General features: G+C 69.1%; 22 protein-coding genes and 1 pseudogene. 6 read left to right on the top strand and 17 right to left on the bottom strand.

Going from position 1 to position 24,369, the window contains the following annotated elements; genetic code table 11:
• Nucleotides 1-92: 92 nt before the first annotated feature.
• Together AC07AB_RS21660 and AC07AB_RS21655 are read right to left on the bottom strand one after the other, a co-directional pair.
• Nucleotides 93-467, bottom strand: a complete 375-nt coding sequence (locus tag AC07AB_RS21660; protein WP_478569321.1) for a VOC family protein — start codon at nt 465-467, stop codon at nt 93-95.
• A 141-nt stretch (nt 468-608) separates the two neighbouring features.
• On the bottom strand, nt 609-974 hold the full coding sequence (locus AC07AB_RS21655; RefSeq protein WP_478569319.1) for a VOC family protein: 366 nt from the start codon (nt 972-974) through the stop codon (nt 609-611).
• 86 nt (nt 975-1,060) lie between these two features.
• Here AC07AB_RS21655 and AC07AB_RS21650 point away from each other — a divergent pair.
• A pseudogene (locus tag AC07AB_RS21650) lies at nt 1,061-1,576 on the top strand (CGNR zinc finger domain-containing protein); the annotation flags it as partial.
• Nucleotides 1,577-2,248: 672 nt separating this feature from the next.
• On the top strand, nt 2,249-4,072 hold the full coding sequence (locus tag AC07AB_RS21645) for an N-acetylmuramoyl-L-alanine amidase (protein ID WP_478569317.1): 1,824 nt from the start codon (nt 2,249-2,251) through the stop codon (nt 4,070-4,072).
• Between the two features lie 78 nt (nt 4,073-4,150).
• Here AC07AB_RS21645 and AC07AB_RS21640 read toward each other — a convergent pair whose 3' ends face one another.
• Complete coding sequence (locus AC07AB_RS21640; RefSeq protein ID WP_478569315.1) at nt 4,151-5,491, bottom strand: UDP-glucose dehydrogenase family protein; 1,341 nt, start codon at nt 5,489-5,491, stop codon at nt 4,151-4,153.
• Nucleotides 5,492-5,627: 136 nt separating this feature from the next.
• Here AC07AB_RS21640 and AC07AB_RS21635 point away from each other — a divergent pair, with 136 nt between their 5' ends.
• Nucleotides 5,628-6,803 carry an acyl-CoA dehydrogenase family protein gene (locus AC07AB_RS21635; protein ID WP_478569313.1) on the top strand — a complete coding sequence of 392 codons (1,176 nt, stop codon included), beginning with the start codon at nt 5,628-5,630 and terminating at the stop codon, nt 6,801-6,803.
• Nucleotides 6,804-7,000: 197 nt separating this feature from the next.
• Here the strand turns inward: AC07AB_RS21635 and AC07AB_RS21630 are convergent, their stop codons facing one another.
• The 8 genes from AC07AB_RS21630 to AC07AB_RS21595 all read right to left on the bottom strand — a co-directional run bounded on the left by AC07AB_RS21630 (nt 7,001) and on the right by AC07AB_RS21595 (nt 12,681).
• On the bottom strand, nt 7,001-7,321 hold the full coding sequence (locus tag AC07AB_RS21630) for a tyrosine-type recombinase/integrase (protein ID WP_478569630.1): 321 nt from the start codon (nt 7,319-7,321) through the stop codon (nt 7,001-7,003).
• A 968-nt stretch (nt 7,322-8,289) separates the two neighbouring features.
• Nucleotides 8,290-9,129: a DUF5753 domain-containing protein gene (locus tag AC07AB_RS21625; RefSeq protein ID WP_478569311.1), complete on the bottom strand. Its 840-nt coding sequence runs from the start codon at nt 9,127-9,129 to the stop codon at nt 8,290-8,292.
• 18 nt (nt 9,130-9,147) lie between these two features.
• Entirely contained in the window at nt 9,148-9,675 is a 528-nt protein-coding gene (locus AC07AB_RS21620; RefSeq protein ID WP_478569309.1) for a DUF6879 family protein, read from the bottom strand.
• Nucleotides 9,656-9,886, bottom strand: a complete 231-nt coding sequence (locus AC07AB_RS21615) for a hypothetical protein (RefSeq protein ID WP_190132081.1) — start codon at nt 9,884-9,886, stop codon at nt 9,656-9,658. The genes AC07AB_RS21620 and AC07AB_RS21615 overlap by 20 nt, the downstream gene beginning before the upstream one ends.
• 116 nt (nt 9,887-10,002) lie before the next feature.
• Nucleotides 10,003-11,103 carry a methyltransferase domain-containing protein gene (locus tag AC07AB_RS21610; protein WP_478569308.1) on the bottom strand — a complete coding sequence of 367 codons (1,101 nt, stop codon included), beginning with the start codon at nt 11,101-11,103 and terminating at the stop codon, nt 10,003-10,005.
• Nucleotides 11,104-11,439: 336 nt separating this feature from the next.
• The gene (locus AC07AB_RS21605) at nt 11,440-12,000 is read right to left on the bottom strand and encodes a DUF5753 domain-containing protein (RefSeq protein WP_478569306.1); all 561 of its coding nucleotides are present in this window, start codon (nt 11,998-12,000) and stop codon (nt 11,440-11,442) included.
• Nucleotides 11,946-12,482: a DUF6879 family protein gene (locus AC07AB_RS21600; protein ID WP_478569304.1), complete on the bottom strand. Its 537-nt coding sequence runs from the start codon at nt 12,480-12,482 to the stop codon at nt 11,946-11,948. The genes AC07AB_RS21605 and AC07AB_RS21600 overlap by 55 nt, the downstream gene beginning before the upstream one ends.
• Complete coding sequence (locus AC07AB_RS21595) at nt 12,463-12,681, bottom strand: hypothetical protein (RefSeq protein ID WP_478569302.1); 219 nt, start codon at nt 12,679-12,681, stop codon at nt 12,463-12,465. The genes AC07AB_RS21600 and AC07AB_RS21595 overlap by 20 nt, the downstream gene beginning before the upstream one ends.
• Before the next feature lie 432 nt (nt 12,682-13,113).
• Between AC07AB_RS21595 and AC07AB_RS21590 the strand changes: the two genes are divergently transcribed.
• The gene (locus tag AC07AB_RS21590) at nt 13,114-13,593 is read left to right on the top strand and encodes a pyridoxamine 5'-phosphate oxidase family protein (RefSeq protein WP_478569300.1); all 480 of its coding nucleotides are present in this window, start codon (nt 13,114-13,116) and stop codon (nt 13,591-13,593) included.
• A gap of 187 nt (nt 13,594-13,780) precedes the next feature.
• Here the strand turns inward: AC07AB_RS21590 and AC07AB_RS21585 are convergent, their stop codons facing one another.
• Nucleotides 13,781-14,713 carry an aminoglycoside phosphotransferase family protein gene (locus AC07AB_RS21585; RefSeq protein WP_478569298.1) on the bottom strand — a complete coding sequence of 311 codons (933 nt, stop codon included), beginning with the start codon at nt 14,711-14,713 and terminating at the stop codon, nt 13,781-13,783.
• A 110-nt stretch (nt 14,714-14,823) separates the two neighbouring features.
• The gene (locus tag AC07AB_RS21580; protein WP_478569296.1) at nt 14,824-16,122 is read right to left on the bottom strand and encodes an LCP family protein; all 1,299 of its coding nucleotides are present in this window, start codon (nt 16,120-16,122) and stop codon (nt 14,824-14,826) included.
• 430 nt (nt 16,123-16,552) lie between these two features.
• Between AC07AB_RS21580 and AC07AB_RS21575 the strand changes: the two genes are divergently transcribed.
• A complete protein-coding gene (locus AC07AB_RS21575) occupies nt 16,553-17,095 on the top strand; it encodes an acyl-CoA thioesterase (RefSeq protein ID WP_478569294.1) in 543 nt (180 codons plus the stop codon).
• Nucleotides 17,096-17,761: 666 nt separating this feature from the next.
• On the opposite strand, the gene AC07AB_RS21570 is transcribed toward AC07AB_RS21575, so the two are convergent.
• Entirely contained in the window at nt 17,762-19,282 is a 1,521-nt protein-coding gene (locus tag AC07AB_RS21570; protein WP_478569292.1) for an LCP family protein, read from the bottom strand.
• Nucleotides 19,283-19,445: 163 nt separating this feature from the next.
• Between AC07AB_RS21570 and AC07AB_RS21565 the strand changes: the two genes are divergently transcribed.
• Nucleotides 19,446-20,486: a glycosyltransferase family 2 protein gene (locus AC07AB_RS21565; protein WP_478569290.1), complete on the top strand. Its 1,041-nt coding sequence runs from the start codon at nt 19,446-19,448 to the stop codon at nt 20,484-20,486.
• Nucleotides 20,487-20,582: 96 nt separating this feature from the next.
• Here the strand turns inward: AC07AB_RS21565 and AC07AB_RS21560 are convergent, their stop codons facing one another.
• From AC07AB_RS21560 to AC07AB_RS21550, 3 genes are all read right to left on the bottom strand, one after another.
• Nucleotides 20,583-22,262: an LCP family protein gene (locus tag AC07AB_RS21560; protein WP_478569288.1), complete on the bottom strand. Its 1,680-nt coding sequence runs from the start codon at nt 22,260-22,262 to the stop codon at nt 20,583-20,585.
• 14 nt (nt 22,263-22,276) lie between these two features.
• Nucleotides 22,277-22,423 carry a hypothetical protein gene (locus tag AC07AB_RS21555; RefSeq protein WP_478569286.1) on the bottom strand — a complete coding sequence of 49 codons (147 nt, stop codon included), beginning with the start codon at nt 22,421-22,423 and terminating at the stop codon, nt 22,277-22,279.
• Nucleotides 22,424-22,539: 116 nt separating this feature from the next.
• Nucleotides 22,540-24,318: an LCP family protein gene (locus AC07AB_RS21550; protein WP_478569284.1), complete on the bottom strand. Its 1,779-nt coding sequence runs from the start codon at nt 24,316-24,318 to the stop codon at nt 22,540-22,542.
• Nucleotides 24,319-24,369: the final 51 nt, after the last annotated feature.

Below are 24,369 nucleotides of genomic sequence, written 5' to 3'. Positions count from 1 at the left end.
TCCGTTCGTCTGTTCATTTCGAGCCCCCCCCCCCCCCCGCCCCCCCCCCCCCTCCCCCCCCCCCCCCCCCCCCCCCCCCCCCCGCCCGTGCGTCACGGCCTGATCAGGCAGAAGGGATGCCCGGCGGGGTCCGCGAACACTCGGAAGTCGCGCTTGCCGTCGTCGTCGTCGAGGTCGAGCGCGGTCGCCCCCAGCGCCATCACCTGCTCCTGGCGCATCTCCATGTCGTCGACGTCCAGGTCGAGGTGGAGCTGCTGGGAGTTGTCGTCCGCGGCCGGCCACTTCGGCGGGGTGAACCCGGGCGCGCGCTGGAAGGCGAGTCGCTGCCCGTCGGGTGTGTACAGGTCGACCCAGTCCGCGTCGGCGTCGCCCTCGATGCGTCCGCCCAGCAGGTGTGCGTAGAACTCGGCGAGCCGCAGCGGTTCGGGACAGTCCACGACGGTGACGCGGATCTTCGCGATGGGCATGAAGACTCCTCCTCGGATTCCTGCTCGGTTCCCGGGCTGTGGCTCCGGCTGGTCTCGGCCAGTCTCTCTGCCCGGATTCCCGCCCGGTCTGCTGCTCTCCACCGCCGGCCGGCCGGGCTCACGGCCCGGTCAGCCACCTGATCAGTCGCGGCAGAGACAGAACGGGTGCCCCGCGGGATCGGCGAATACACGCCATCCAAGAGGCCGACCGCCATTGTCATCGAGCAGCCGTGCCCCGAGCGCGACGACGCGCTCGTGCGCCGTATCGAGGTCCGGGACGCGGAGGTCGAGGTGGAACTGCTGCGGCGCGTCGGGCTCCGGCCAGCGCGGCGGCACATGGCCGGGGGCCGCCTGGAAGGCCAGTGCGGCTCCGTCCACCCCGACGAGGTCGACCCATCCGTCGCCCTCGTCCACCACCTTCCCGCCCAGCAGCTCCGCGTAGAAACCGGCGAGCGCGAGGGGGTCGGGGCAGTCCAGCACGACGGCGCCCAGCGTGGCGATGGCCATGATTCCTCCTGATGGAAGTTACTGGTAGAGGCTGTCTGTCGGTAACTGTTACTGCATAGTCCCCCAATGGCGGTAACGTCGCAAGCATGAGCGCGGAAAGAGTGGCGCCCGGCGGGCTCGCCCTGGTCCAGGAGCTGGTGAACACCCTCGACATAGAGGACGGACAGGACGGTCTGACGGCCGTGGAGGGTCTGGCCCGCTTCGGGCTCGCCGCGCACGAACGGGCCGGAGCCCAGGAGCTGCGCGAGGCGCTGCGGGCGGTCTGCCTGGCCCATACGGGCGGAGAACCGGCGGCATCCGGAGCCGAGATCCTGGACCGGCTGTTCGCCGAGGGCCCGCTGGTGCTCGCGGTGGACGGGCGGGGCGCCGCGGCGCTGCGCCCCGCGAGCGGCCTGACGGGGCTCGCCGCGCTCACGGCCCGTATCGCCGCGGGCATCGCGACCGCGGCCGCGGACGGGACCTGGCCCCGGCTCAAGGCGTGCGAGGCCCATGACTGCCAGTGGGTCTACTACGACCGCAGCCCGGCGGGGCGCAGCCGCTGGTGCTCGATGGCGGTGTGCGGAAGCCGGGCGAAGATGCGCGCGTACCGGGCGAACAAGGCGGGCGGGCGGCGCACGGGCCCGGCGGGGACCGTGAACCAGGCGGGGGCCGCGAGCCCGGCGGGGACCGGAAACCTGGTGGGGACTGGAAGCCCGGCGGGGGCCGCGGGCCCGGCGGGAGCGGCCGGAAATCCGGCGGATACCAGAAAGCCGGCCGGGAATGGGAACCCGGCCGGGAGCGGTGACCCCAAAATGCCGGAGAAGCCCGAAAAGGGGGGTGGGTCCGAAAGGGGGCGAGGGTAGACCGGAAAGGAGAGGCGGCGCCGGAATGAAGAAGCGACCCCAAAGGGGGAAAGGTCCGGATAAGAGTGCGGACCGCGCCGCCCGCAATGGACGGTTCGGTCGCCCGCCGCTCCCCGTAAACGTGTCATTGCCCACCCGCCCTGGGCTCCTGAATGTTTTTCTGATCTGATGTCATTCGGCGCCGATAACCGTCTCCGTCGAGGTGGTCACCGCCCACTTCGGCATGCCTGCACGGGAATTGCGCGCTCACCCCCACACCTTTGGGTGCGTACAGGGCGAGTCGACGACCCTCCTGCCGAGGGAGCCCTGCGCACCGTCGCATTGAAGGGAACCCCTTTGCACAAGCGGAAAAAGCGTTGGCTGCCGACGGCTGCCATCGGCGGCGCACTGGCCGTAGGCGCTTTCGCTTTCCTGCCGTCCCTCGCTCAGGCAATGAACGAGGACGACCCGAAGTCCCCGACCACGCAGGCCGATTTCGCCGCCGCCGCCGACGAGTTCGACGTGCCGCTGCCCGTTCTGCTCGGCGTGGCGCACCAGGAGTCCGGCTGGCAGCACCACACCGGCTACAGCAACACCGGCGGGTGGGGCCTGATGAACCTCACCGATGTGACGTCGAAGATGGTCTCCGGCGGGTCCGCGGGAGCCGCCGGCCGCTCCGACCTCGTCTCGTTCACCGACCACCCCGAGCTGCACACCCTGCGGGCCGCCGCGAAGCTGACCGGCGCCTCCGCCGACAAGCTCCAGCACGACCAGAAGGAGAACATCCGCGGCGGTGCCGCGCTCCTCGCCGCGTACCAGAAGGAGTTCACCGGCGGCACCGCGAAGGACCCGGCGCAGTGGACCGCGGCGGTCGCCCGGTACAGCCGCCTGTCCGACAGGAAGGCGGCGGTGTCGTACGTCGACGGCGTGTTCGCCACCATCAAGTCCGGTGCGAAGCGCGACGCCGCGGACGGCCGGTCGGTGACGATGAAGGCCCAGGCGTCCGCGAAGCCGAACACCGGCCAGTACGGCAAGCTCAAGCTGAAGAACACCGCGTCGCCGAAGGCGGAGTGCCCCCCGTCGATGAACTGCCGGTTCGTACCGGCGGCGGCGTCCAACGGCCAGGTGTCCAACCGCCCGGCCAACGGCATCAAGATCAACCAGATCGTGCTGCACACGACCGAGGGGTCGTACGAGAACGCGATCAAGACCTTCCAGACGGCCGGCGGCTCCTCGTCGCAGTACGTGATGCGGTCCTCGGACGGCGAGGTCACGCAGATGGTGCCGAACAAGGACGTCGCGTTCGGCGACGGCAATTACGACAGCAACCTGCACGCGGTCCAGATCGAGCACGAGGGCTTCTCCGCCCATGGCGCCGAGTGGTACACGACCGCGGCGTACGAGCAGACCGCGAAGCTCGTGAAGTACCTGGCGCACCGCTACGACGTGCCGCTGGACCGTCAGCACATCCTCGGCCACGACAATGTGACGGGCCCCTCGGACGACACCATCGCGGCCATGCACTGGGACCCGGGCAACGGCTGGGACTGGACCCGCTTCATGCGGATGATCGGCGCCCCGATCGACGGCGGCAAGCCCGGCGTCGCACCCGTCGGGACCGCGGTGACGATCACCCCGGGCTTCAGCAAGAACCAGCAGACGTACAACATCTGCCCCGACGACGACCCGTCCGGCGTCATCAAGAAGTGCGGCCCGGTGACCGGCCCGTCCAGCGCCCTGTTCGTCCGCAGCGAGCCCCGCGACGACGCTCCGCTCCTCCTCGACCCCGTCGTGCACGGGGGCAAGGACGACAAGGGCAGCGACGACGTCTCGGACTGGACCACGACGGTTCAGGCCGGCCAGAAGTTCGTGGTCGCCGAGCAGCAGGGCGACTGGACCGCCATCTGGTACGGCGGCCAGAAGGGCTGGATCAACAACCCGGGCGGCAAGAACACGACGCCCGCCAAGGGCGCGCGCATCATCAAGGCGCCCGGTAAGGACGCCGCCCCGGTGTACGGGACCGCGTACCCGGACGCCAACGAGTACCCCAAGGGCGTGTCCCCGTCGAAGCAGAACGCCCTGACGGCGAAGAACTACGCGATCCCGGCCGGGCAGGCGTACGTCGCCGACCAGCCGCCGGTCGCCGCCGTGGACTTCTCGCCGGCCAAGCAGACGGTGGTCAAGGGCGCGAAGCGCTACTACACCATCCAGTTCAACCACCGGTATGTGCTGGTGAACGCCGCTGAGGTGACCGCGACGAAGGCCAAGGGCCACTGACGCGTACGCGAAAGCGAAGACGCCCGGGACCGCATGAGTCCCGGGCGTCTTCACGTGCGAGGCACGGCACACGGGCCCTCAGGCCCGGGGCCGCCCCAGCGCCCGGTACGTCCACCCCGCCGCGCGCCACAGCGCGGGGTCGAGCGCGTTGCGCCCGTCGAGGATGTACGGCTCGGAGACGGCCTTGCCCAGCTCGGCGGGGTCCAGCTCGCGGAACTCGCGCCACTCGGTGAGGTGCAGCACGGCGTGGGCGCCCTGCGCGGCCTCGACGGCGGTCGGCGCGTACCCCAGGGTGGGGAAGAGGGCGCGGGCGTTGTCCATGCCCTTGGGGTCATAGACGGTGACCTGGCCGCCCTGGAGGTGGATCTGGCCCGCGACGTTGAGCGCGGGGGAGTCCCGTACGTCGTCGGAGTCCGGCTTGAAGCTCGCACCGAGCACCGCGATGCGCTTGCCGAGGAACGAGCCGCCGACGGCCTCGCGGGCGAACTCGACCATGTGGCCGCGGCGCCGCATGTTGATGGAGTCGACCTCGCGGAGGAAGGTCAGGGCCTGGTCGGCGCCGAGCTCGCCCGCGCGGGCCATGAAGGCGCGGATGTCCTTGGGGAGGCAGCCGCCGCCGAAGCCGATGCCGGCGCGCAGGAACTTCCGCCCGATGCGCTCGTCGTGCCCGATGGCCTCGGCGAGCTTGGCGACATCGCCGTCGGCGGCCTCGCAGACCTCGGCCATCGCGTTGATGAAGGAGATCTTGGTGGCGAGGAAGGAGTTGGCGGCGGTCTTGACCAGCTCGGCGGTCGGGAAATCGGTGACGACGAAGGGCGAGCCCTCGGCGAGCGGGGTCGCGTAGACCTCCCGCAGCCGCCGCTCGGCGCTCTCGCCGGCGACGCCGACGACGATACGGTCCGGGTGGAGGGTGTCCTGGACGGCGAACCCCTCGCGCAGGAACTCCGGGTTCCAGGCCAGCTCGGCGTCGGCGCCGGCCGGGGCCAGCTCGACGAGCCGGGCGGCGAGCCGCTCGGCGCTGCCGACGGGGACGGTGGACTTGCCGACGACCAGGGCGGGCCGGCGCAGGTGCGGGGCCAGGGATTCGAAGGCGCTGTCCACGTACGACATGTCGCAGGCGTACTCGCCGTGCTTCTGCGGGGTGTTCACGCAGACGAAGTGGATATCGCCGAACTCGCCGACTTCTTCCCAGGACGTGGTGAAGCGCAGCCGCCCGCTGGATCCCTCGAACCCGGCGACGTGCTGCCGCAGCAACTCCTCCAGCCCCGGTTCGTACATCGGGACCCGCCCCTGGGAGAGCATCTCGATCTTCTCGGGGACGACGTCGAGCCCCAGCACGTCGAAGCCGAGTTCGGCCATGGCGGCCGCGTGCGTGGCACCGAGGTAGCCGGTGCCGATCACGGTGATCTTGGGGGCCATGAGTGCTCCAACATGCGTACGGGCTGATCCGTGCCCGAGCATAGCTGTCGGCAAGCTCACGTAGGCCGGGCCGGGGTGGCGGCCCTAGAATTGTGGTTACTAAACGGTAGTTAACTCTCAGGGGAGTGAGAACACCTTGGCGGGATCAAAGGACTTCGACCTGTACCGGCCGTCCGAGGAGCACGACATGCTCCGCGATTCGGTGCGCGCGCTCGCCGAGGCGAAGATCGCCCCGTTCGCCGCCGAGGTGGACGAGGAGGGCCGCTTCCCGGAAGAGGCCCGCGCCGCGCTGACCGCGGCCGACCTGCACGCCATCCACGTACCCGAGGCATTCGGCGGGGCCGGCGCGGACGCCCTGGCCACCGTCATCGTGATCGAGGAGGTCGCCCGCGTCTGCGCCTCGTCCTCCCTGATCCCGGCCGTCAACAAGCTCGGCTCCCTCCCGGTCATGCTCTCGGGCTCCGAGGAGCTCAAGAAGAAGTACCTGGGCCCGCTCGCCCAGGGCGACGCGATGTTCTCGTACGCGCTCTCGGAGCCCGACGCGGGCTCCGACGCCGGCGGCATGAAGACGAAGGCCGTGCGCGACGGCGACCACTACGTCCTCAACGGCGTGAAGCGCTGGATCACCAACGCGGGCGTCAGCGACTACTACACCGTCATGGCCGTGACCGACCCCGACCAGCGCACCAAGGGCATCTCCGCCTTCGTCGTCGAGAAGGCCGACGAGGGCGTCTCCTTCGGCGCTCCGGAGAAGAAGCTCGGCATCAAGGGCTCGCCCACCCGCGAGGTCTACCTCGACAACGTCCGCATTCCCGCCGACCGCATCATCGGCGAGGAGGGCACCGGCTTCGCCACCGCGATGAAGACCCTCGACCACACCCGCATCACCATCGCCGCCCAGGCCCTCGGCATCGCCCAGGGCGCCCTCGACTACGCCAAGGGCTACGTCCAGGAGCGCAAGCAGTTCGGCAAGCCCATCGGCGACTTCCAGGGCGTCCAGTTCATGCTCGCCGACATGGCCATGAAACTGGAAGCCGCCCGCCAGCTCACCTACGCGGCCGCCGCCAAGTCCGAGCGCGTCGCCGCCGGAGGCGAGAAGGAAGACCTGACGTTCTTCGGCGCCGCCGCCAAGTGCTACGCCTCGGACGCCGCCATGGAAATCACCACGGACGCCGTCCAGCTCCTCGGCGGCTACGGCTACACGCGCGACTACCCGGTCGAGCGCATGATGCGCGACGCCAAGATCACGCAGATTTATGAGGGCACGAACCAGGTGCAGCGGATTGTGATGGCGAGGAACTTGCCGCAGTAGGGTTTTCGCAGGTCAGCGGCCATTTCTAGCGGCTCGCGGGCCGTGATCGGCTTCCGGTCCGGTCGGGCCCGTTTCGGGCTGATCATGGGCGTCATGCTGGGGAAATCCTGGGCTGACGCTGGGCGGGAAACCGCCTCCCACCTGCACAAACACGACGGCCCCCGGCTCTGTGGCGGGGGCCGTTCGTATGGGCTTTGTCAGACGACTTCTACCTGCCTATCCGTAGGGTCGTCCGCGCCGGGCGTCAGCATCGTTGCGATGGCTGCGCGCCCGCGCTGCTCGGCACCTTCAAAGATGTAGTGGTAGTGCTCGCGCAGCACGTCCGTACTGCTGTGGCCCATCCAGTCGGCCACGTCGTTCTCAGGGACGCCCGCGTACAGGAGCCGTGATCCGTAGTAGTGCCGCATGGAGTGCGGCTTGCAGTACGACACCCCTCCCTTGGACAGGGCCACCATCCAGATCTGCCGGTAGAAGTACGACGCGTACAGGTACCCGGTGCGGGTGACGTTGGGGAACAGCAGACGCTCCGGCCCTCACACGCCGTGGTCGTGAACTCCACCGTGTGACCGGTGGCGGAGTTGCGGACCGCCACCTTGCCGGGGACGTTGGTCGCCACCTCGACACAGCGCGGGTCGCTGTTGTCGTACTTGCACGTGTTGGACGTGCGGAACTCGAACTCGGGGGCTGCGCTTACGTGCCTATCCCTTCGCCGTACGTACGGGGATGCGGTCCCCGCGCCGTCGTACAACCCGCCCCGGCCGCTCTACCTGTCCAGGGTTTTCACCACCGGGGCGGGGCTTGCGCCGCCCCTGCCGGGATTCCTAATGAGCACAGGGGAGCCCAATTCGGTCACGTCCGGCAGGGACGGAGAATGTGGATCACCACCTGATCGGCTCCAACTCCCCGCCAGCGCAGGCCAGGCACGACACCTTGAACGTGTGGCGACAGGTATCGCAGCCAGCGAACCCCAGCAGTCCGGACACCAGATCGAACGGTGACCGGTGCACACCCCGCAGAACATCCCCGATGGGCCGATGGTCTGGGGCTTCTTACGGACCTTCGACTCGGGAACCGGGCGAGTCGTAGTGCGAGACCTCACAGCCCACCTCTGCGGCTTCGCCGGTTGGCCTCAGCCACCTTGGCGTGCAGATCTCCGGTGAGCTGTTTGGGCGGAGCCTCGTAGTCCGGGCACCTCGGGCTACCGCATTCACACCTGGGCCACTTCAACCCATCGCCGAGGGCCAGGTCGGCCCCCTCCGGTCCAGGGCCGGACGTGCGCACCAGGAGTACGCCGCCGACGCCGCGCGCTCCGGAGAGGCGGGAGAGGAACTGTCGGGCACTGCTGCCCGCCTGATCAGTCGCTCCCGTGCCGTGCGCCCTGCTGTCGCTTGCCATGGCCCGCCCCTCTCCGGTGACTCCGCCGTGCCAAGAACGGTAGGAAGAGCGGCTGTCAGGCAGGGCCGATGTTGCACCGTGTTGTACACCTTCATTCCTCGGTAGCGTCGAGGGCCTTCCTGATCAGGGCTTTGGCCTTCGAGCCGTACACAGCGGCTCGTGCCATCTGAGCGAACGCGCTCAGGTACACGTCGATCTCTGCTCGGTTCGTCACCCGGACCATGGCCGTCAGGGTCTCTACCTGAACTTCGCGATCATCGAACGCATAGAAGGACTCGATGGGCCATACCGGGCGGCGTGACATGTGGGGGATGATCCCGAAAGCTAGGTTGGGGCGCCCGATGACGGACATGAAGTGTTCCAGTTGCTTCGCATGCTGCGGGGGGTCGGTCATCGGCATGTACAGGGCCGACTCCTCAACGAGGACGGACACTTGATTGCCCCGGAGAGTGGCGTCCGAGCGTTCTAGGCGCGCCTGTACGGCGTCCTCAACGTCGTCGGGAAGACTCCTGAAGCGACGGATCGCACGGAGAATGCCCCGCGCGTACGCCTCCGTCTGGAGCATCCCGGGGAGGACCCCGCAGCTATACACACGGAAGGAACGTGTCTCCTGGTAGATGCCGCTGCGTTGGGCCTTGCTGAGGCCGCCCTTGAGGTACTGGGTCCACTGGATGTACAGGGTCTTGGCCGTGCGCGTGGTCTCTATCAGCGCTTCAGCTTCTTCGGGCCTTCCGCATGCCGTGCACCATGCGCGGATGTCGGCGGGCTTCGGGATCGTCTTCCGGTGCAGGATCCGGTGCGTCTTGGAGCGGTCCCAGCCGCACAGAGCGGCCAGCCGGGCCCCCGATAGATCGGCGTCTTCCATCATGCGAGTAAGCCGGTCGGCAACTGCCTTATGGGCCTCTTCAGCCGTCGACAGAGGTGAGGTCATGGACTGGCCGCTGTTCTGTTAGACGTTGTACTTGTTGTGCGGGACAGCTCGCTCCCAGACCGCCTCGAACATGCCGGCACACCGTGCCGCCACGCCCGCATCTTCTGTGAAGTCCGTGTGCATCCAACGGCCGTCACCGTCAAAGACGTTGAACTGGACCAGCTTGCCGTCGAAGAGCCAGAAGTCGTTCCCCGGCAACAGCAGGTCGGATGCCTGCCGACGCGGCAGCCACCGAACTTGCTCCCCGCAAGCGACGTTGCCGTACGTGACGTCGTGCTCCCACTTGATGTAGTCCGAGACGGGCTCACCCACCACCCGCGCGCGGCGCACCGCCACACCTTGGGCGGTCATGTCCTGGACGAGGCCGTGCCAGTCATCGCGCCACCACGACGAATGGTCGTCCCAGTCCTTCCGCTCCCCTGCCAGCCAGGCGTCGAAGGCAGGGTGCTCCCCGGGGACGGCGTATGCGTCGCGGGTCTCAAGGTGCACTGCTGAGTGCTCACACTGACTGAGCAGATTGGCGAACTCAGCCAGACTCTGCGACACGGATAGCCTCCTTGAGAAGCGGGATCATCCTCGGTTCCAGAACGATCAGCGTCTCATCCTCGGCTCGCGGCGAGTCAGCCACCGTCCGAGCCTGAACGTCGTCCCCCGCTCGCCGCCCCTGCACGAGCAGCCGCCGGTCGTCATCCACCCAAACCGCCGGGCACCCGTTCACGTCGGACTCGGGATCTTTGCCGATGAAGGTGTAACCCATGGTGCGACCTCCTACTGCGAGTGTTGCGCTGCATTGCAGTCTGTTACATAGACCTCACCCTTTGGAGCGGCCCGGCCAATCGGCAGGGCCGCCTTACCTCGTTCGTTCGGCTTGAGTTAGCCGATGAGGCAATTGGGGTCCTCCAACCACACCCGCTGACCGTTCCCGTCCACTGACAGCCCGAAGCGGGAGCGTTCCGGTTTCCCGAGGTCATGCCACCACAGGAAGGCGTCGCGTACCTCGTCCCACAGCGCCCGGGGGCCGTACTCCTCCACCTCGTACTTCTCTGTGTCCGGCACGTATTCCACGGTCGCCCACGACTGGCCGTCGTCAGCGAAGAACCACAAGGTGGCTTCTCCGCTGTCGTCGTCCGCGTCGCACCAGCGGAACCACGCATCGGTGACGCTCAGGCCGATGAAGAACGCCGGATCATCTTGGATCACGTTCTGGGGAGCGATGTCCGTCGTGCCCTTCTTCCCCTCCTCCTCGTGGAATAGGTCCGAGGTACGCCCGGCCCCGCCGCGATGGGTGCGGTCCCACATGAAGGCGGGAGATCCGGAGAAGGTGCCCTGCGCCTTCCCGTCCACCACGTCCAGCGTGACGAACGAACCGCTGAAGAAGCTGCTGCCCCATGGGGACACGATCCGCCCGTTCGGGCACTGCTCCAACCACGCTTGCGGCACGTCCCGCATGGTGCAGGTGCAGATGATTCGCTCGTACGGTGCGCCCTGATGGTGGCCGTCGCGGCCGTTGCCGAGAACCGTCGTCGGGTGAAACCCCGCCCGTTTCAGGTTCTCGTTGGCCAGGGTCAGTACCGTCTGGTCCAATTCCACGCTGGTCACGTTGGTCTCGCCCAGGCGGCGAGAGAGCCATGCGGCGTTGTAGCCGGTACCGGTGCCGATCTCCAGGACCCGATGCTTGTCCCGCACATCCAGCAGCCCGAGCATTTCGAGCATGATCGACGGCATGGACGATGATGAGGTGTGCAGCCGGAAGGCGCTGTCCGCCGTGGGCTTCCCGTCGTTGACCTGGGTCACGACTGGGCCGTCCGCGTAAACGATCCGCGACCACTCTTCCGGGTCCTCGGCGAAGTCACCGCCCACGATTACGTCGGGGATGAACAGAGCCCGGTCCACCGACGCCACGGCGTCCTGCCACTCAAGCGGCAGCGCGCCCTCTCCCAGCAGGCTTTGAAGGAGCTGTCGCTGCGTTGTCATCCGGCCTCACTTCTTCTTCGGCGGGGGCTCGTACGGCCGGGTCGGACCCGGCGGCTTGTCCCGGTGGCCGTCACTGCTGGAGGTGTCCGGCTTGCCGGAGTGGCTTCCGCCCTGCTTGCCCATCTCAGACTCGCTTCCTGCCGATCGCGGGAGATGTGACGGACTTGGGACTTCGTCGTCCGTCATGGCAACGACGCTACGAACCAACGCGGTTGCTGGTCCGCCTTGTTGCAGGTTGTTGCGGGGCAATTGCTGATGATCTCGGCGTGATGTCGTGTGACTGGCGACAAGGCTTCTGGCCAGAGGCATTCGAGGTGCGACATCACGCCAGGATTCTCAGTAGTCGAGGGCGTCGATCGTCTTGTTGATCAAGGCCCGGGCTCGGGGGCCGTACAGGGCCATCTCGGACAGCCGAGCGAAAGCCTTTTGGCACACCTCCACCTCTGTCGGCGTCGTCACAGTGACCTTCGCGGCCAGCAACTCGACGTGGACCCGCTTGTCATCGAACATCGTGAACGTCTCCGGACCCCACATGACGCGGGGTGCGGATCGGGGGATGATGCCGAGCGAGACGGCCGGATAGGACATCGCGGTCAGCAGATACCCAAGCTGGCCGGCCATCACGGCGTCGTCGCCGATGCGATGGGTGCGAACGTCCTCCTCGATGAGCAGGACTACGCGGTGAAGGCCGTCACGGATGATGTGCGAACGGTGCACACGGGCCGCAGCGGCTTCGCCGACATCGTTCGGGAGGCTGCGGAAAGCCGTGATGAGCGACAGGAGCGCGTGGGCGTAGCCCTGGGTCTGGAGAAGACCGGGCATGACCCGGGCGCACTTGTGTCTCAGGTTCGATAGGCACTGAACGGTACGGCACTTTCCAGGGCGAGATCCCGCCACGCGAGATACTTTTCCATGTCCGGGTCTTGGATCAGCCCGCGGTTGATCTGCGTTCCGTCGGATCGGTAGTTGAGATGCACGACCGTCGACTCATCGAACATCCAGAAGTCCTGTTCAGGAAGTCCGGGATTCGGTCCGTCTGTCAGATCAACTATTTGGTAGTCCTCCCCGGCTGCGACATTTCCGGGGATGCACCACTCGAACAGATACCGACTGTACGGCGTGAGCGGTCGGCGCACGATCTTCGCTCGGGTCGTCGTCCGCCCCGCTGCTGTGTGACCACGGACCGTCTGGTGCCAAGGTGCGTTGAAGCCGTCCGGCTTCCGGGCCCCGGCGAGGAAGTCGTGGACCGTCTCGGCCTCGGCTGGCATGGTGTACGTCTGGTGCACTTCGGGCCGGAAGGCTGACCGCTCGAAGCCGCGGAAGTACGCCTGCCACTCATCTCCGTCGAGCAGTACGGGGCTAGAGCCATCCACGGGCATGGGCCGCCTCCTTCAGGATCTCTTCCGGGATCAACACGACCGATTCGCCATCGGTCCTCGGGTGGGCCACGTCGTACCCCTGGATCGCCAAAATGCCGGGGTCCGGCGTCAGGTACACGGCCGGGCAGTCGCCGTTCCCGCACTTGTCGTCGTCCCCGCTCCTGCACGGTCCGCCAGCGATCATCCGCAGTTCGTCCACTGAGACCCCTTCCGGCCTGTGTGGTCAGCAAGCTACGGACGGTCATACCCCCGCTGCGAGAGCGGCCCGCGGTCTAGTCACGTAGTCGCATAGAGCCATGGCGCGAGTCACGGTGGAGGCCACCTTGACCAGCCGCTATGAGGATTGGCTGTGCGATCGGTGCATGACCGGCGGCTTCCTGGCATTTCTCGGAAATGATCACGGACATCCGCGAGACGACTCCGTCTCGTTCGGTGGGGCCGTCCACTCCCTGGCGAACCTGACCACACGAGGTATCGATCAGCTGACCTCGCATTGGCGCGATGGCCGTGTCGTCGGCCTGCTTCCCAACCGGCCGTGCCACCGGCGCGGGGCCGCGCCCTAAGTCCTGCGTCCCGTGGCCTAGTTCCGTTGACGGATGTGGTGCCGGGGGCCGGGCCATAGCCTCGTTCTATGACGTCAGTTGATCCTCGTCCCAGCGATCCCAGCGATCCCCGCAGCCCAGAGCAACGCAAGCGCGAGGCGTTGGAACGGCTCGACCGGGACAACGATGTGTGGGTCGCCAGCGCCGACGAGACCGGCGAGCCGAGCCTCGTTCCCCTTGCCTTCTGTTGGGACGGCGAGGCCGTATGGCTCTCCACCCGCGATACCAACCCGACCGGGCGCAACCTGGCCGCCTCGGGGAAGGTCCGCCTCTCCTTCGGTCACACCAGGGACGTGGTCCTCGTCCACGGCACCGCACGCATGCTGACGCGAGAGGAACTTCCGGCTGAGGTGGGCGATGCCTTTGCCGCGAAGGACGGTTGGGATCCGCGGGAGGACCACCCCTCCTACGTCTGGTTCCGGGTCGTTCCCGAACTCCTGCAGGCATGGGGAACGGTTCCCGAGATGACCGGGCGAACGCTGATGCGCGCGGGGAAGTGGCTGGTCTGAACCCGCGGAGCGGGGCAGGCCGCGAGAGGTCCGGACAGGTGCCCAGCCGCGCGTTTGTCGTGGGCGGCTGCTGAGTTCGGCGGTAACGGCGTCCCGGTCCTCTCGGGCGCGGGCGGACCGTACGGCGGAGCGGGCGGTCGCCGCCGGGGCGCTTCTGTCCGTCCGTCGCCGGGGCCGTTCCGGACGGTCAACGGCTCTGGAGCGCCTCCGCCATCGCGACCGACGACGGCGCGAGCGCGGTGCTGCCGTCCTCGATGTCCCACAGTTCGTTCTGGAGCAGTCGGCCCAGCGTCCAGCCCGCCGCCCGTGCGCGGTCCAGGCCGAGGGCCTCGGTGAGCAGGTCGAAGCGGCGGCGAACCACTCGCGGGATGTCGCCCTTGGCGGCTACGTCGTCCCAGCGGCTGTCCAGGGCGGGCCACAGGTCGAAGCCCGGGTCGCCCGCGAGGGGTTCGGGGTCGGTGGCCAGCCACGGTTCGCGGTCGGCCGCCAGGACATTGTCGTAGTGCAGGTCCCAGTGCAGCATCCGGTCACCGGGCTCGCCCGCCAGCTCGGCGACCGCCGACGCCCAGCCGCGCAGCACCTGCCGCTCGTACGGGTCGGTCAGCGCCGCGGCCGCGCGCGGGGCCCGCGCGAGCAGGTCCGCGGCGATGTCTCCCAGGCCGCGCAGCCCCTCAGGTGCGGGGACGCCGACCAGGCGCGCCAGCAGGCCGGCGAGAAGGCTCGCCGCCGCGTCGTCGTCCTCCACCGAGGCCAGCGTGCGGGCGCCGTTCAGCCGCTCCAGGAGCATGGTGCTGCTGTCGGGGTCGTGATCGAGCAGCCGTACCGTGCCGGCTCCGTTCCAGGTGCGCAGGCCGATGAGCGCGGCGGTCGTCTCCTGCCGGGGCAGCTGGAGCTTGAGGACGGCGCGCGTGCCGTCTGCGCGCAGCACCGGCAGTACCAACGATGCCTCTCCGGCCCCGGCGGCCCCGTCGCGTACCAGCTCCCACCGGTCCAAATGGGCCGCGACGAGCGTCGGCAGCGCCGCGATCCAGGCTCTGCCCTCCTCGCCGAAGCTCCTGGAGTACGACGCCGCCAGGTGTTCCGGGATCTCCGGGGGCTTGATCCCATCTGACGTACTCATGTCGCGTCTCCTTCGTGGGAAGGGGGAGGGGCGACCCACCCGGAGACGCGTGCGGGGGACGCCCGGACAGGCGTCCCCCGCACCACGTATCCCGCCGCCGGACGGCCGGGTCACTTGTCCGAGGCAGTGACCTTCTCATCGTTCTTGAGCTGGTCGAACAGCTGCTTCGACTTGGTCTTGTCCCACTTCACCGCGACCCCGTCACTCGGCGTCGACACATTGGCCGAGGAGATCGGGACGGTCATCTGCTTGCCGTCGCCGCCGGTCACGCCCTTCATGTCCCAGAACATCGAGGTGAGGTTCCACAGCTCCATGTCCTTGTCGACGATGAGCGTGTCGAGCCCCGAGCCGATGACGGGGTAGAGGCGGAACGGGTTGAGGATCGTGGACGGCGAAGCCGCCTGCTTGGCCAGGGTGTTGAGGAACTTCTGCTGGTTGCGCATGCGGCCCAGGTCCTGGTCGGCCTCCTGGTGGCGCTGGCGGACGAAGGCGAGCGACTGCTTGCCGTCGAGGGTCTGGCAGCCCTTCTTGAAGTCGGCGCCCGAGTCCCTGTCCTTGACCGCCTTGTCCAGGCACATGTCCACGCCGCCCAGCGCGTCGACGAGGCTGCGGAAGCCGCCGAAGCCGATCTCCGCGTAGTGGTCGATGCGCAGGCCGGTGTTGTACTCCAGGGTCTGGGTGAGCAGCTCCGGGCCGCCGTCCGAATACGCCTGGTTCAGCTTGTGGGTGGCGGCGGGGTAGCGCTTGCCGGACTTCTTGCCCGTGAAGGCCGGGATGGTGACGTACGAGTCGCGGGGGAAGCTCAGCATCGTGGAGCCGTTGTCGCCGGTGTGCAGGATCATCATCGAGTCCGTGCGCTTGCCGTCGGCCGAACCCGTGTGCAGGTCCTTCTTGTCCTGGTCCGACAGCCCCTCGCGGCTGTCGGAACCCACGATCAGGTAGTTGGTGCCCTCGCCGGAGCCCGGGCGGTCCTCGACCTTGCTCAGGTCGACCTCGCGGCGCATCTTCGAGTCGGCCCAGAAGTACGTGCCGACGGAGACCGCGAGCACCACGACGACGAGGGTCAGTACGCCGATCTTGATGCGCTTGCGCCAGTTGGGCGGGTTGGCGCGCGGGGTACGGCCGTACGCGCCGCCGCCGGGCCCGCCGGGTCCCCCGGGGCCGCTCGGCCCGCCGGGCTGACCGCCCCGGCCGTACACCTGGCCGGTGTTGTAGCCGTCGTCATAGCCGCCGGACTGGTGGCCGGCGTAGCCGTCGTCGTACCCCCGGGGCTGCTGCGGCAGGTGGGGCTGCTGGGTGCCACGGCGTATGTGCGGCATGGCTCGGGCACCTTCCGGCTCGGAGCCGGCGCCACCACGTCCATACCGGTCCCTGCCGTCACCGGTCCGTCCCTCGGGCCAATCGTTCATGCGATGAAGTGTGCCTGCCAGAGCACGGCGGCTCACAGGGCGGGGACCGGATCGGGGCCCGGCTGTTGCAGAGCTGATGCATTCCGGGGCCGCATATGGTGGAGGACGTGATCATTCAGGCCGAAGGCCCGGCCGCAGCGATATCGGGCAGGCCGACGGCAAGCCGTCCTTTCCGTAGATCATGAGCGGGGCCGGGGCCGGGGCCGGGGCCGGCACCTGCCTGCCGGGCGCCGGCCATGGCGGCGTGACCGCACCGGTCCGCACCGGTGACCCCGCCCCCAGCGATCCCCCGCTACACAAACGCGCTGACCAGCAGGAACGTGCGATTGAGCGAGGCCAGGGCAGCCTCGGCGCCGAGGCCGCAGCGCCAGGTCCGTTTCCGCGCATACGCCGATGAGGCCGGTGATGCCGGGACGTTTACGCTGGTTTCATGACTGATCACGGCCCTATAGAGCCGGGGAACGACCTCCCGGGCAAGCTGACTGCGGCGTCGCGTACGACGCTGAGCCACATCATGACCGGCAGCGACACCAATCTGATGGGGACCGTCCACGGTGGCGTGATCATGAAACTGGTGGACGACGCCGCGGGGGCGGTGGCCGGCCGCCATTCCGGCGGGCCCGCGGTCACGGCGTCCATGGACGAGATGGCGTTCCTCTCGCCGGTCCGCGTGGGCGACCTGGTCCACGTCCACGCACAGTGCAACTGGACGGGGCGCACGTCCATGGAGATCGGCGTGCGCGTGATGGCGGAGCGCTGGAACGAGTCGACGCCCGCGCAGCAGGTCGGTTCCGCCTATCTCGTGTTCGCCGCGGTCGACGCCGACGGGAAGCCGCGGTCCGTGCCGCCGGTGATCCCTGACACCGAGCGGAACGAACGACGTTTCAAGGAAGCCCAGATCCGGCGTACGCACCGCCTTGCCCGGCTTCGGGCGATCAAGGAACTGCGCGAGCAGCAGCCGGACGAAGCCTGAGAAGACTGAAGCGGCTACGTGGAGCCCCGGCCGCACCCCTGGGGGGCAGCGCGTGGGCGGGGCGTCGCGGAGGCCAGGTCGGCGCGGAGCCGCGGGTCGGCCGCCGCCCTGCCCGCACTCGCGATATGCCGGTCCGCCGGTGCGCCGCGGGATGGCCCCGCTCCCGTACGCCTCGTAGGCGGCGGTTCGCGATCCGTCACCACCGGGGGGTCGGGCAGGGCGCGACCGCGGTGCTTCGGGGCACTGCTGGGCTTCTTCGTCCTGGTCGAGCCGCACCCCTGGCATGGACGTCGGTAGATCGCCACCGGGGCCGCGTGCTCGGCCCTGTACTCGTATCGGTCTTCCACGCGTCCGGTGCAGTGGGGCGTGCCGCACGGCGCGCCGACCGTTTGCCAGTAATCGTCAGCCGCTCTTCTGGGGACGATCTCGCAGAAGAGGCAGGGGAATAGGTGAATCCCCTCCTCGTTCTCCAGAACCGCGATGGCTTCCGGGTTGGTGCAGCGGGGGCAGATGCTGGCCATGGATTGATGGTGCGCCGCCTATTCCCCTCGGGGCGGTAACTGCCGGGCGCGTTCACTCTATTGAGGCGCCGAACTGCCTTGAGGGAGAACTTGAGGGAGTACTTGAGGGAGAACCTGAGGGAGAAAGGGCGAAAGCGCCCCGCCCCTACGGGCACACCACCTCGTCCCCCTTCACCGCCCGCGCGTCGCCCTCCTCCTGCGGCTGGTCCTCCGCCCGTACCCTCCGTACGCCCTTGGCCGCGTCCGTGAATTCCGTGCCCAGGGTGACCGTCAGCACCGCGCCCTGGTTCGGTACCTGCCGTAGTTCCGCGCCCGGCAGGGCCGCCGCCAGGGATTGGACCGAGCGGTCCCAGCGCGGGTCGTAGCCGATGACCGTGCGCGGCGCGGGGTGGTCCAGGGAGGTGGTGGGGGCGTCGTCCGTGTGGAAGCCGGTGGCGGCCAGGGCGTGGTCGGCGGCCCTGCCCAGGCCGGGGTGGCCGCTGCCGTTGAGTACCCGTACCCGGATCTGCTGGGGCGCCACGTCCACGGACGTCGCGCCGCGCTTGCCGCCGCCGTGGCGGGCCGCGATCGGGTGGTCCTCACGGATCGACCGGAACAGCCGCTGGGCTTTGGTCTCGTCCCACTTCACGGTGGAGCCGACGCCCGGCACGTTGTAGTTCATGTCGCCGATCGGCACCGAGGCGAACTCCGACGACGCGGGCGTGAAGCTCTTCATGGCCTGGCCCAGCGCGAGGATGTCCGTGGTGTCGAGGCCGCGGTCCGCGCGGACCGAGCCGAGCAGCGCCGAGGCGAGGTCCTGGAACTTCACCGGGTTCAGCAGTACGCCGCCGCTGGTGGCCGTGTGGATGAGCGAGGCCAGGAACCGCTGCTGGCGCTGCATCCGGCCGAGGTCGGAGTCCACGCCGAGGTGGCGGGAGCGTACGTACTGGAGGGCTTGGCCGCCGTTGAGCGTCGATGTGCCCACCGGCAGGTCGAGGCCCGTGTAGTGGTCCTTCAGCGGGCGGACCGTGCAGACCTGCACCCCGCCGAGTACGTCCACCGTCTTCATGAAGCTGGTGAAGTCGACCTCCAGGTAGTGGTCGATGTGCACGCCGGTCATGTGTTCGACGGTCCGTACGGTCAGGCCCGGGCCGCCCTCCGCGTACGCCGCGTTGATCTTCTGCGGGCGGGTGGCGTGGTGCTTGCCGGTCGCGGGGTCGGTGTGCTCGGGGATCTCGGCGTACGAGTCGCGGGGGAGGCTGATCACGCTGGCGCGGCCCCGGTCGGCGGAGAGGTGCACCATCATGATCGTGTCGGTGCAGTGGCAGGGCTCGCCGCCCAGGTGGTAGCGCTCCTTCTCGGCCGGTGTGATCTTGTCGCGGCCGTCGGTGCCGACGAGCAGGATGTTCATTCCGCCGGCGCTGCGGGGCCGGTTCGACAGCCCTCCGAAGGGGTCGACCCGGTCGATGCCGCCGTCGATGCCGGTGACCACCGCGTGCCCGATGCCGCTGGCGGCCAGGACCAGGGCGGCGGTGGCCGTGGCGACGCGGCGGCCCCAGCGCGTACGGCGGCGGCGGCGCGCGGGTGGCCGGGGCCGGGGGCGGGGGGAGCGGGCCGGTGCGGTCACTTCGGGGACCTCCGCGACGGGCTGGGCGGCTGGGCAGGAGCGCGGCCACGGTAGGCCCATACGATCAGCTGCCGTCGCCCCCACGCCGCCGCGCGGTCCGCTGCCACCCGGGCGGCGTGCGCCCGCGTCATCCATTCGCGGTAACGTGACGGACGATCCTTCACCCCCAGCGAGGCGCCGCCGACCCAGCGGACGCCCCCGCGGGCCGTACCCCCGAGGAACGATGTCTGAGCCGCAGCCCCCCGCCGTTTCCGTGATCATGCCGGTGCTCAATGAGGAACGGCATCTGCGAAGCTCCGTCCGGCACATCCTGGAACAGGAGTACGCGGGCGAGCTGGAGGTGGTGATCGCCCTGGGGCCCTCCGCGGACCGTACGGACGAGATCGCCGCCGAGCTGGTGCGGGAGGACCCCCGCGTCCACACCGTGCCGAACCCCACCGGCCGCACACCCGCCGCGCTCAACGCCGCGATCAAGGCGTCCCGGCACCCGATCGTGGTGCGGGTGGACGGCCACGGCATGCTCTCGCCGAACTACATCGCGACCGCCGTCCGGCTGCTCGCGGAGACCGGCGCGCAGAACGTCGGCGGCATCATGCACGCCGAGGGCGAGAACGACTGGGAGTGGGCCGTCGCCGCCGCCATGACCTCGAAGATCGGGGTCGGCAACGCGGTCTTCCACACGGGCGGCGCGGCGGGCCCCGCCGAAACCGTGTATCTGGGTGTCTTCCGGCGCGACGCGCTGGAGCAACAGGGCGGCTACAACGAGGAGTTCATCCGCGCGCAGGACTGGGAGCTGAACTTCCGCATCCGCGAGGCGGGCGGTCTCGTCTGGTTCTCGCCGGAGCTGCGCGTGCAGTACCGGCCGCGGCCGAGCGTCCGCGCGCTCGCCAAGCAGTACAAGGACTACGGGCGTTGGCGGCACGTCGTCGCCCGCTACCACTCCGGCTCCATCAACCTCCGCTACCTCGCGCCGCCGGCCGCCGTCGTCGCCATCGCCGCGGGCATCGTGGTGGGCGCGGCCGTCACCCCCTGGGGCTTCGTGGTCCCGGCCGGGTATCTGGCCGCCATCGCCGCCGGGTCGCTGCCCGCGGGCAAGGGGCTGTCGCCGAAGGCGCGGGTGCGGATCCCGCTCGCGCTGGCGACGATGCACATGTCCTGGGGGTACGGCTTCCTCACCAGCCCGCGCTCGCTCGCCCGTAAGGTCATCGCCAGCCGCCGCCCGGCGGTGACGTCGCCGCAGCGCGAGGGGCAACAGCAGCCGTAGCGGTACGCACGTGAAGAGGGCCGCCCCGGCATCCGGGGCGGCCCTCTTCACGTGAGCGAACGTTCGTAGCCGGTCAGGAGCGGGTCGGAAGGCCCGTCAGAAGCGGTTCGCCGGGTTCACCTTCATGCAGGCCGACGAGTCGTCGCCGTTGAGCGCCGAGGAGCTGTCCGGCGCCTTGTCGTCGCTCTTGTCGTGCGAGCCCGCGTCCTTCGGGTAGGCCGTGCCCGTACGCCAGTCCGCGCCGACCACGAGGGTGATCTGCTGGGCGGTCGAGGACATCCGCAGCGCGCTGTCCGGCAGGCCGAGCGACTTGGCGACGGCCTGGGCGTCGCCGCGCTTGTCGGCCTTCGGGTAGGTGATGACGGTGTCCGCCTGCGACCGGGGCGTGGTGTCCGCGACGGCCTTGGCGAAACCTGCCTTGACGAGCTGCGCGGCCATCGCCCCGGCACGGCCGGTGGCCGGGGCCTGGGTGGCGGTGCCGGTGCCGTTCTGCACGGTCACGGCGATCTCGCCGGCGGGCGCGGCCGGGTCGGACGGGGTGGGCTTCTCCGCCGGCTTCTTGTCCTTCTTGTCCTTGCCGTCGAGCGCGATGTCGCCGCGCACGAGCGAGAAGAGCTTGTCCGCGTCACCGGACTTGGGCACCACGTGCGCTTCCGGGTTCTGCGGGTCCTGGACCCACGGCATGGTGGTCATCGTGATCCGCTTGGTGGGCACCTGCTTGAGCTCGTCGCCGAGGTCGTAGAGCTTCTTGACCGAGCCGAGGCCCTTGTCGACGGTGAGCGCCTTGGTGGCGGACTCGGCGAGGTCCGTGAGCTGGCCCGGGTCGGTGAGCTTGGTGCCCGACTTGAGCTGGCGGACCATCGCGTTCATGTACATGTGCTGGGCGTGGGTGCGGCCGATGTCGCTGCCGTCCTCGAACCCGTGGCGGGTGCGCAGCCATTGCAGGGCCTGCTTGCCCTTGACCTTGTGGTCGCCCTTCTCCAGCCGCAGCCCCGACTTCTTGTCGTAGACGTTGGACTCGACGCAGACGGGGACGCCGCCGACGGCGTCGGCCATGCTCACCACGCCGGCGAAGTCGATCATCATGAAGTGGTCGACGGGGACGCCGGTGAGCTCTTCCCAGGTGGCGACGGTGCAGCCCGGACCGCCGTTCATGAGGCTGGCGTTGATGATCTCCCGGTCGGTCTTCGGGTAGACCTTGCCGTCCTGGGGGTCCTTGCACTCCGGGATCGTCACGCGGGTGTCGCGGGGGATGCTGATGACCGACATGTTGCTGCGGTCGGCCGACACGTGGAGCAGCATCTGCACGTCGGCGAGAGGCTTGCGGCCCACGTCGCGGTGGGAGCCGCCGAGCGCGACGTTCGCGGCGCTGTTGCGGCTGTCGGAGCCCAGCAGCAGGATGTTGATGGGGCGTTGGCCCTTGGAGTTGGCGGCGCTGCGGTCCAGCCGGTTCTTGCCGAGGTTGAGATCGTCCTTCTTGAGGTTGCCGTTGAGGTGCTCGTAGTAGAAGTACCCGGCGCCGGCCGTGCCGAGGATGAGGACCGCGGCGGAGAACGCGGTCCAGCGCAGTATTCGGGCACCGCGGCCGCGCTTCTTGCGGGGGCCGCCGCGGCGGTGGCGCTCGCTCCGGCCCTTCCCGGAGTGGTCGCCCTTGCCTTTGGCAGCGGTCACGTCGGGGTCGGCCCCTTCCTTGTACATGCTGTCGTCCCAGCCCAGTTCGCGGGCCTCAGGGGCGCGTCGGCGCCCGCGCTCCCCTCGCACACTGCTCTGCCGCATCGTGCCTCCCCGCTCTAGGTGGTGCGTCCGGCCCGCTGGGCAGGCGTGTGGTGGGTGGTGTCGTTCACCGGGCTGGTCATCTGGTGCGCGCAGGGCACGTCGGTCAGGTAGCGCGTGTGGTTCTTGTGACGTGCGTGGTTCACCTGGCGCGTACGTCCCATGGGGCGCGTATCGCTTGTGAGGCGCGTACCGCCCGTGAGGCGCGCGCGGTCTGTAGAACGCGCGCGGCTCGCGCGGTGCATGTGACTGTCATGGCCTGCTGCTTGTCTTTCGTGGCTCACTTTGCGCAGATGTTCTTGTCGTCGGCTTCGACCTTCTGGATGCCCGAAGGGGCCTTCGACGGGGCGCCGATGGGGACGCCCGCTCCCTTGAAGTCCGCGCCGAGGGTCAGCTTCATCTCGGCCATCGGCGCCGCGTCCTGCGTCCCCTGCTTGAGGGCGGAGGCGGGCAGCTCCATGGCCGCCGCGAGCCGGCGTGCCTGATCGGCCTGGTTGGGGGCGAACTCCAGCGTGGTCCGCTGCTGCTTCTTGCCGTCCAGCGCGTTGCCGCCGTTGCTGGTGCGGAGCATGCCCTGGGAGTTCTGGAGCCAGGAGAGCGTCGCCTGGGCGGCGCCGATCTTCTTGCTGCCGTTGAAGACCCGGACCCGTACGTCGGCGGGGGCGGCCTTGGCGCCCTTCAGGAGCGCGGACTGCTTGTCCTTCGCCGCCTTCTCCTGCTGCTTCTCCTTCTGCTTCACCTCGGTGAGCGAGACGTCCTGCTTGACCATGGAGAAGAGCGGTTCGGCCTTCGCCTTGTCGAGGACCACCGTCTTGTGGACCGGGCCCTCGTCGGGGTTGTCGAGGACCGGGACGGTGGCGAAGGTGATGTGCTTCAGGTCGACCTTGCTCAGGTCCTTCGCCACGGAGGTCAGCTTGGTGACGCTCCCTATGCCGGTGTCCACGGTGAGCGACTTGGTGGCCGCGTCCGCGAGGTCGTACAGCTTCGAGGGGTTGGTGAGCGTGCCCCCGGACTTCATCTTGCGGATCATCGAGCTCAGGAACTGCTGCTGGAGCTCGATCCGGCTGAGGTCGCCGCCGAAGCCGACGGAGTGCCGGGTGCGGACGAAGGCCAGCGCCTGCTCGCCCTGGACGCTGTGCCGGCCCTTGGTGAGCTTCAGATGCGAGTCGGGGTCGTCGATGTCCTTGCCGAGGCAGACATCGACGCCGTCGACGGCGCTGGAGAGCTGCTTGACCGCGTTGAAGTCGGCCATCATGAAGTGATTGACCTTCAGGCCGGTGATCTGCTCCACGGTGCGCCAGGTGCAGCCGGGGTCGCGGCCCTCCTGCCCGAGGCTCTCGTTGAAGCGCACCCCGCGCGAGCCGGGGATCGTCTTCTTCGCGCCGTCCTTGGAGACTTCGCAGTCGGGGATGTCGGTGATCATGTCGCGCGGGATGGAGAGCGCGGTGGCGTTCGAACGGTCCTCGGAGACGTGGAAGAGGAGCGTGGTGTCGGCGTGGCCGACGCTGCCGTTGTCGCCGTAGCCCTTGTTGCCCTTGCCGTCGCGCTTGTCCGTGCCGATGACCAGGATGTTGACCGGGCCGTCGACGACCGCGGCGTTGTCCACGCCGACGTCGACCTTGTCGATGTTGTTGTTGAAGTGCTGGTAGACGAGGTAGCCGGTCACCGACCCGCCGACCAGGAGGAAGGCCAGTATGCCGCCCGTCCAGGTCAGCGCCTTCTTCTTCCCCGACGCCCGCGGCTTCGCCTTGCGCCGGTTTATGCCCTTGGCGTCCCGGCCGCCCTTGCCGGAGGCCCGCCTGCCGCGCTGCTCGGGGACGGCGCGGCGGCCCGGCGACGCGTCGGACGGGCCGGCGGGGGAGGAGGGAGAGGGGACCGCGGGTCTGGCCGCCTCGGCGGGAGCGGCGGATCTCTTCGCGCCGGCCGTGGCGGGCTGCTGCCCAGGCCCCGAATCCGCGGCATGGTTGATCCGCAGCTCATAGCTGCCGGTACTGGGGTTGAACACCCACTGGTCGGCGGGGTCCATATCGCCCGCCTGCCCACGGCCTTGCGCGTCCACGGTCGCCTGCGTCCTCCGTCGGTGCCACGCGGCGCCTTCCCCCGCGAGGCG

The sequence above is a fragment of the Streptomyces sp. NPDC044033 genome (assembly GCF_056434425.1).
Note: the sequence above shows the minus strand (reverse complement) of the source record. Positions and strands in the feature narration are given on the sequence as shown.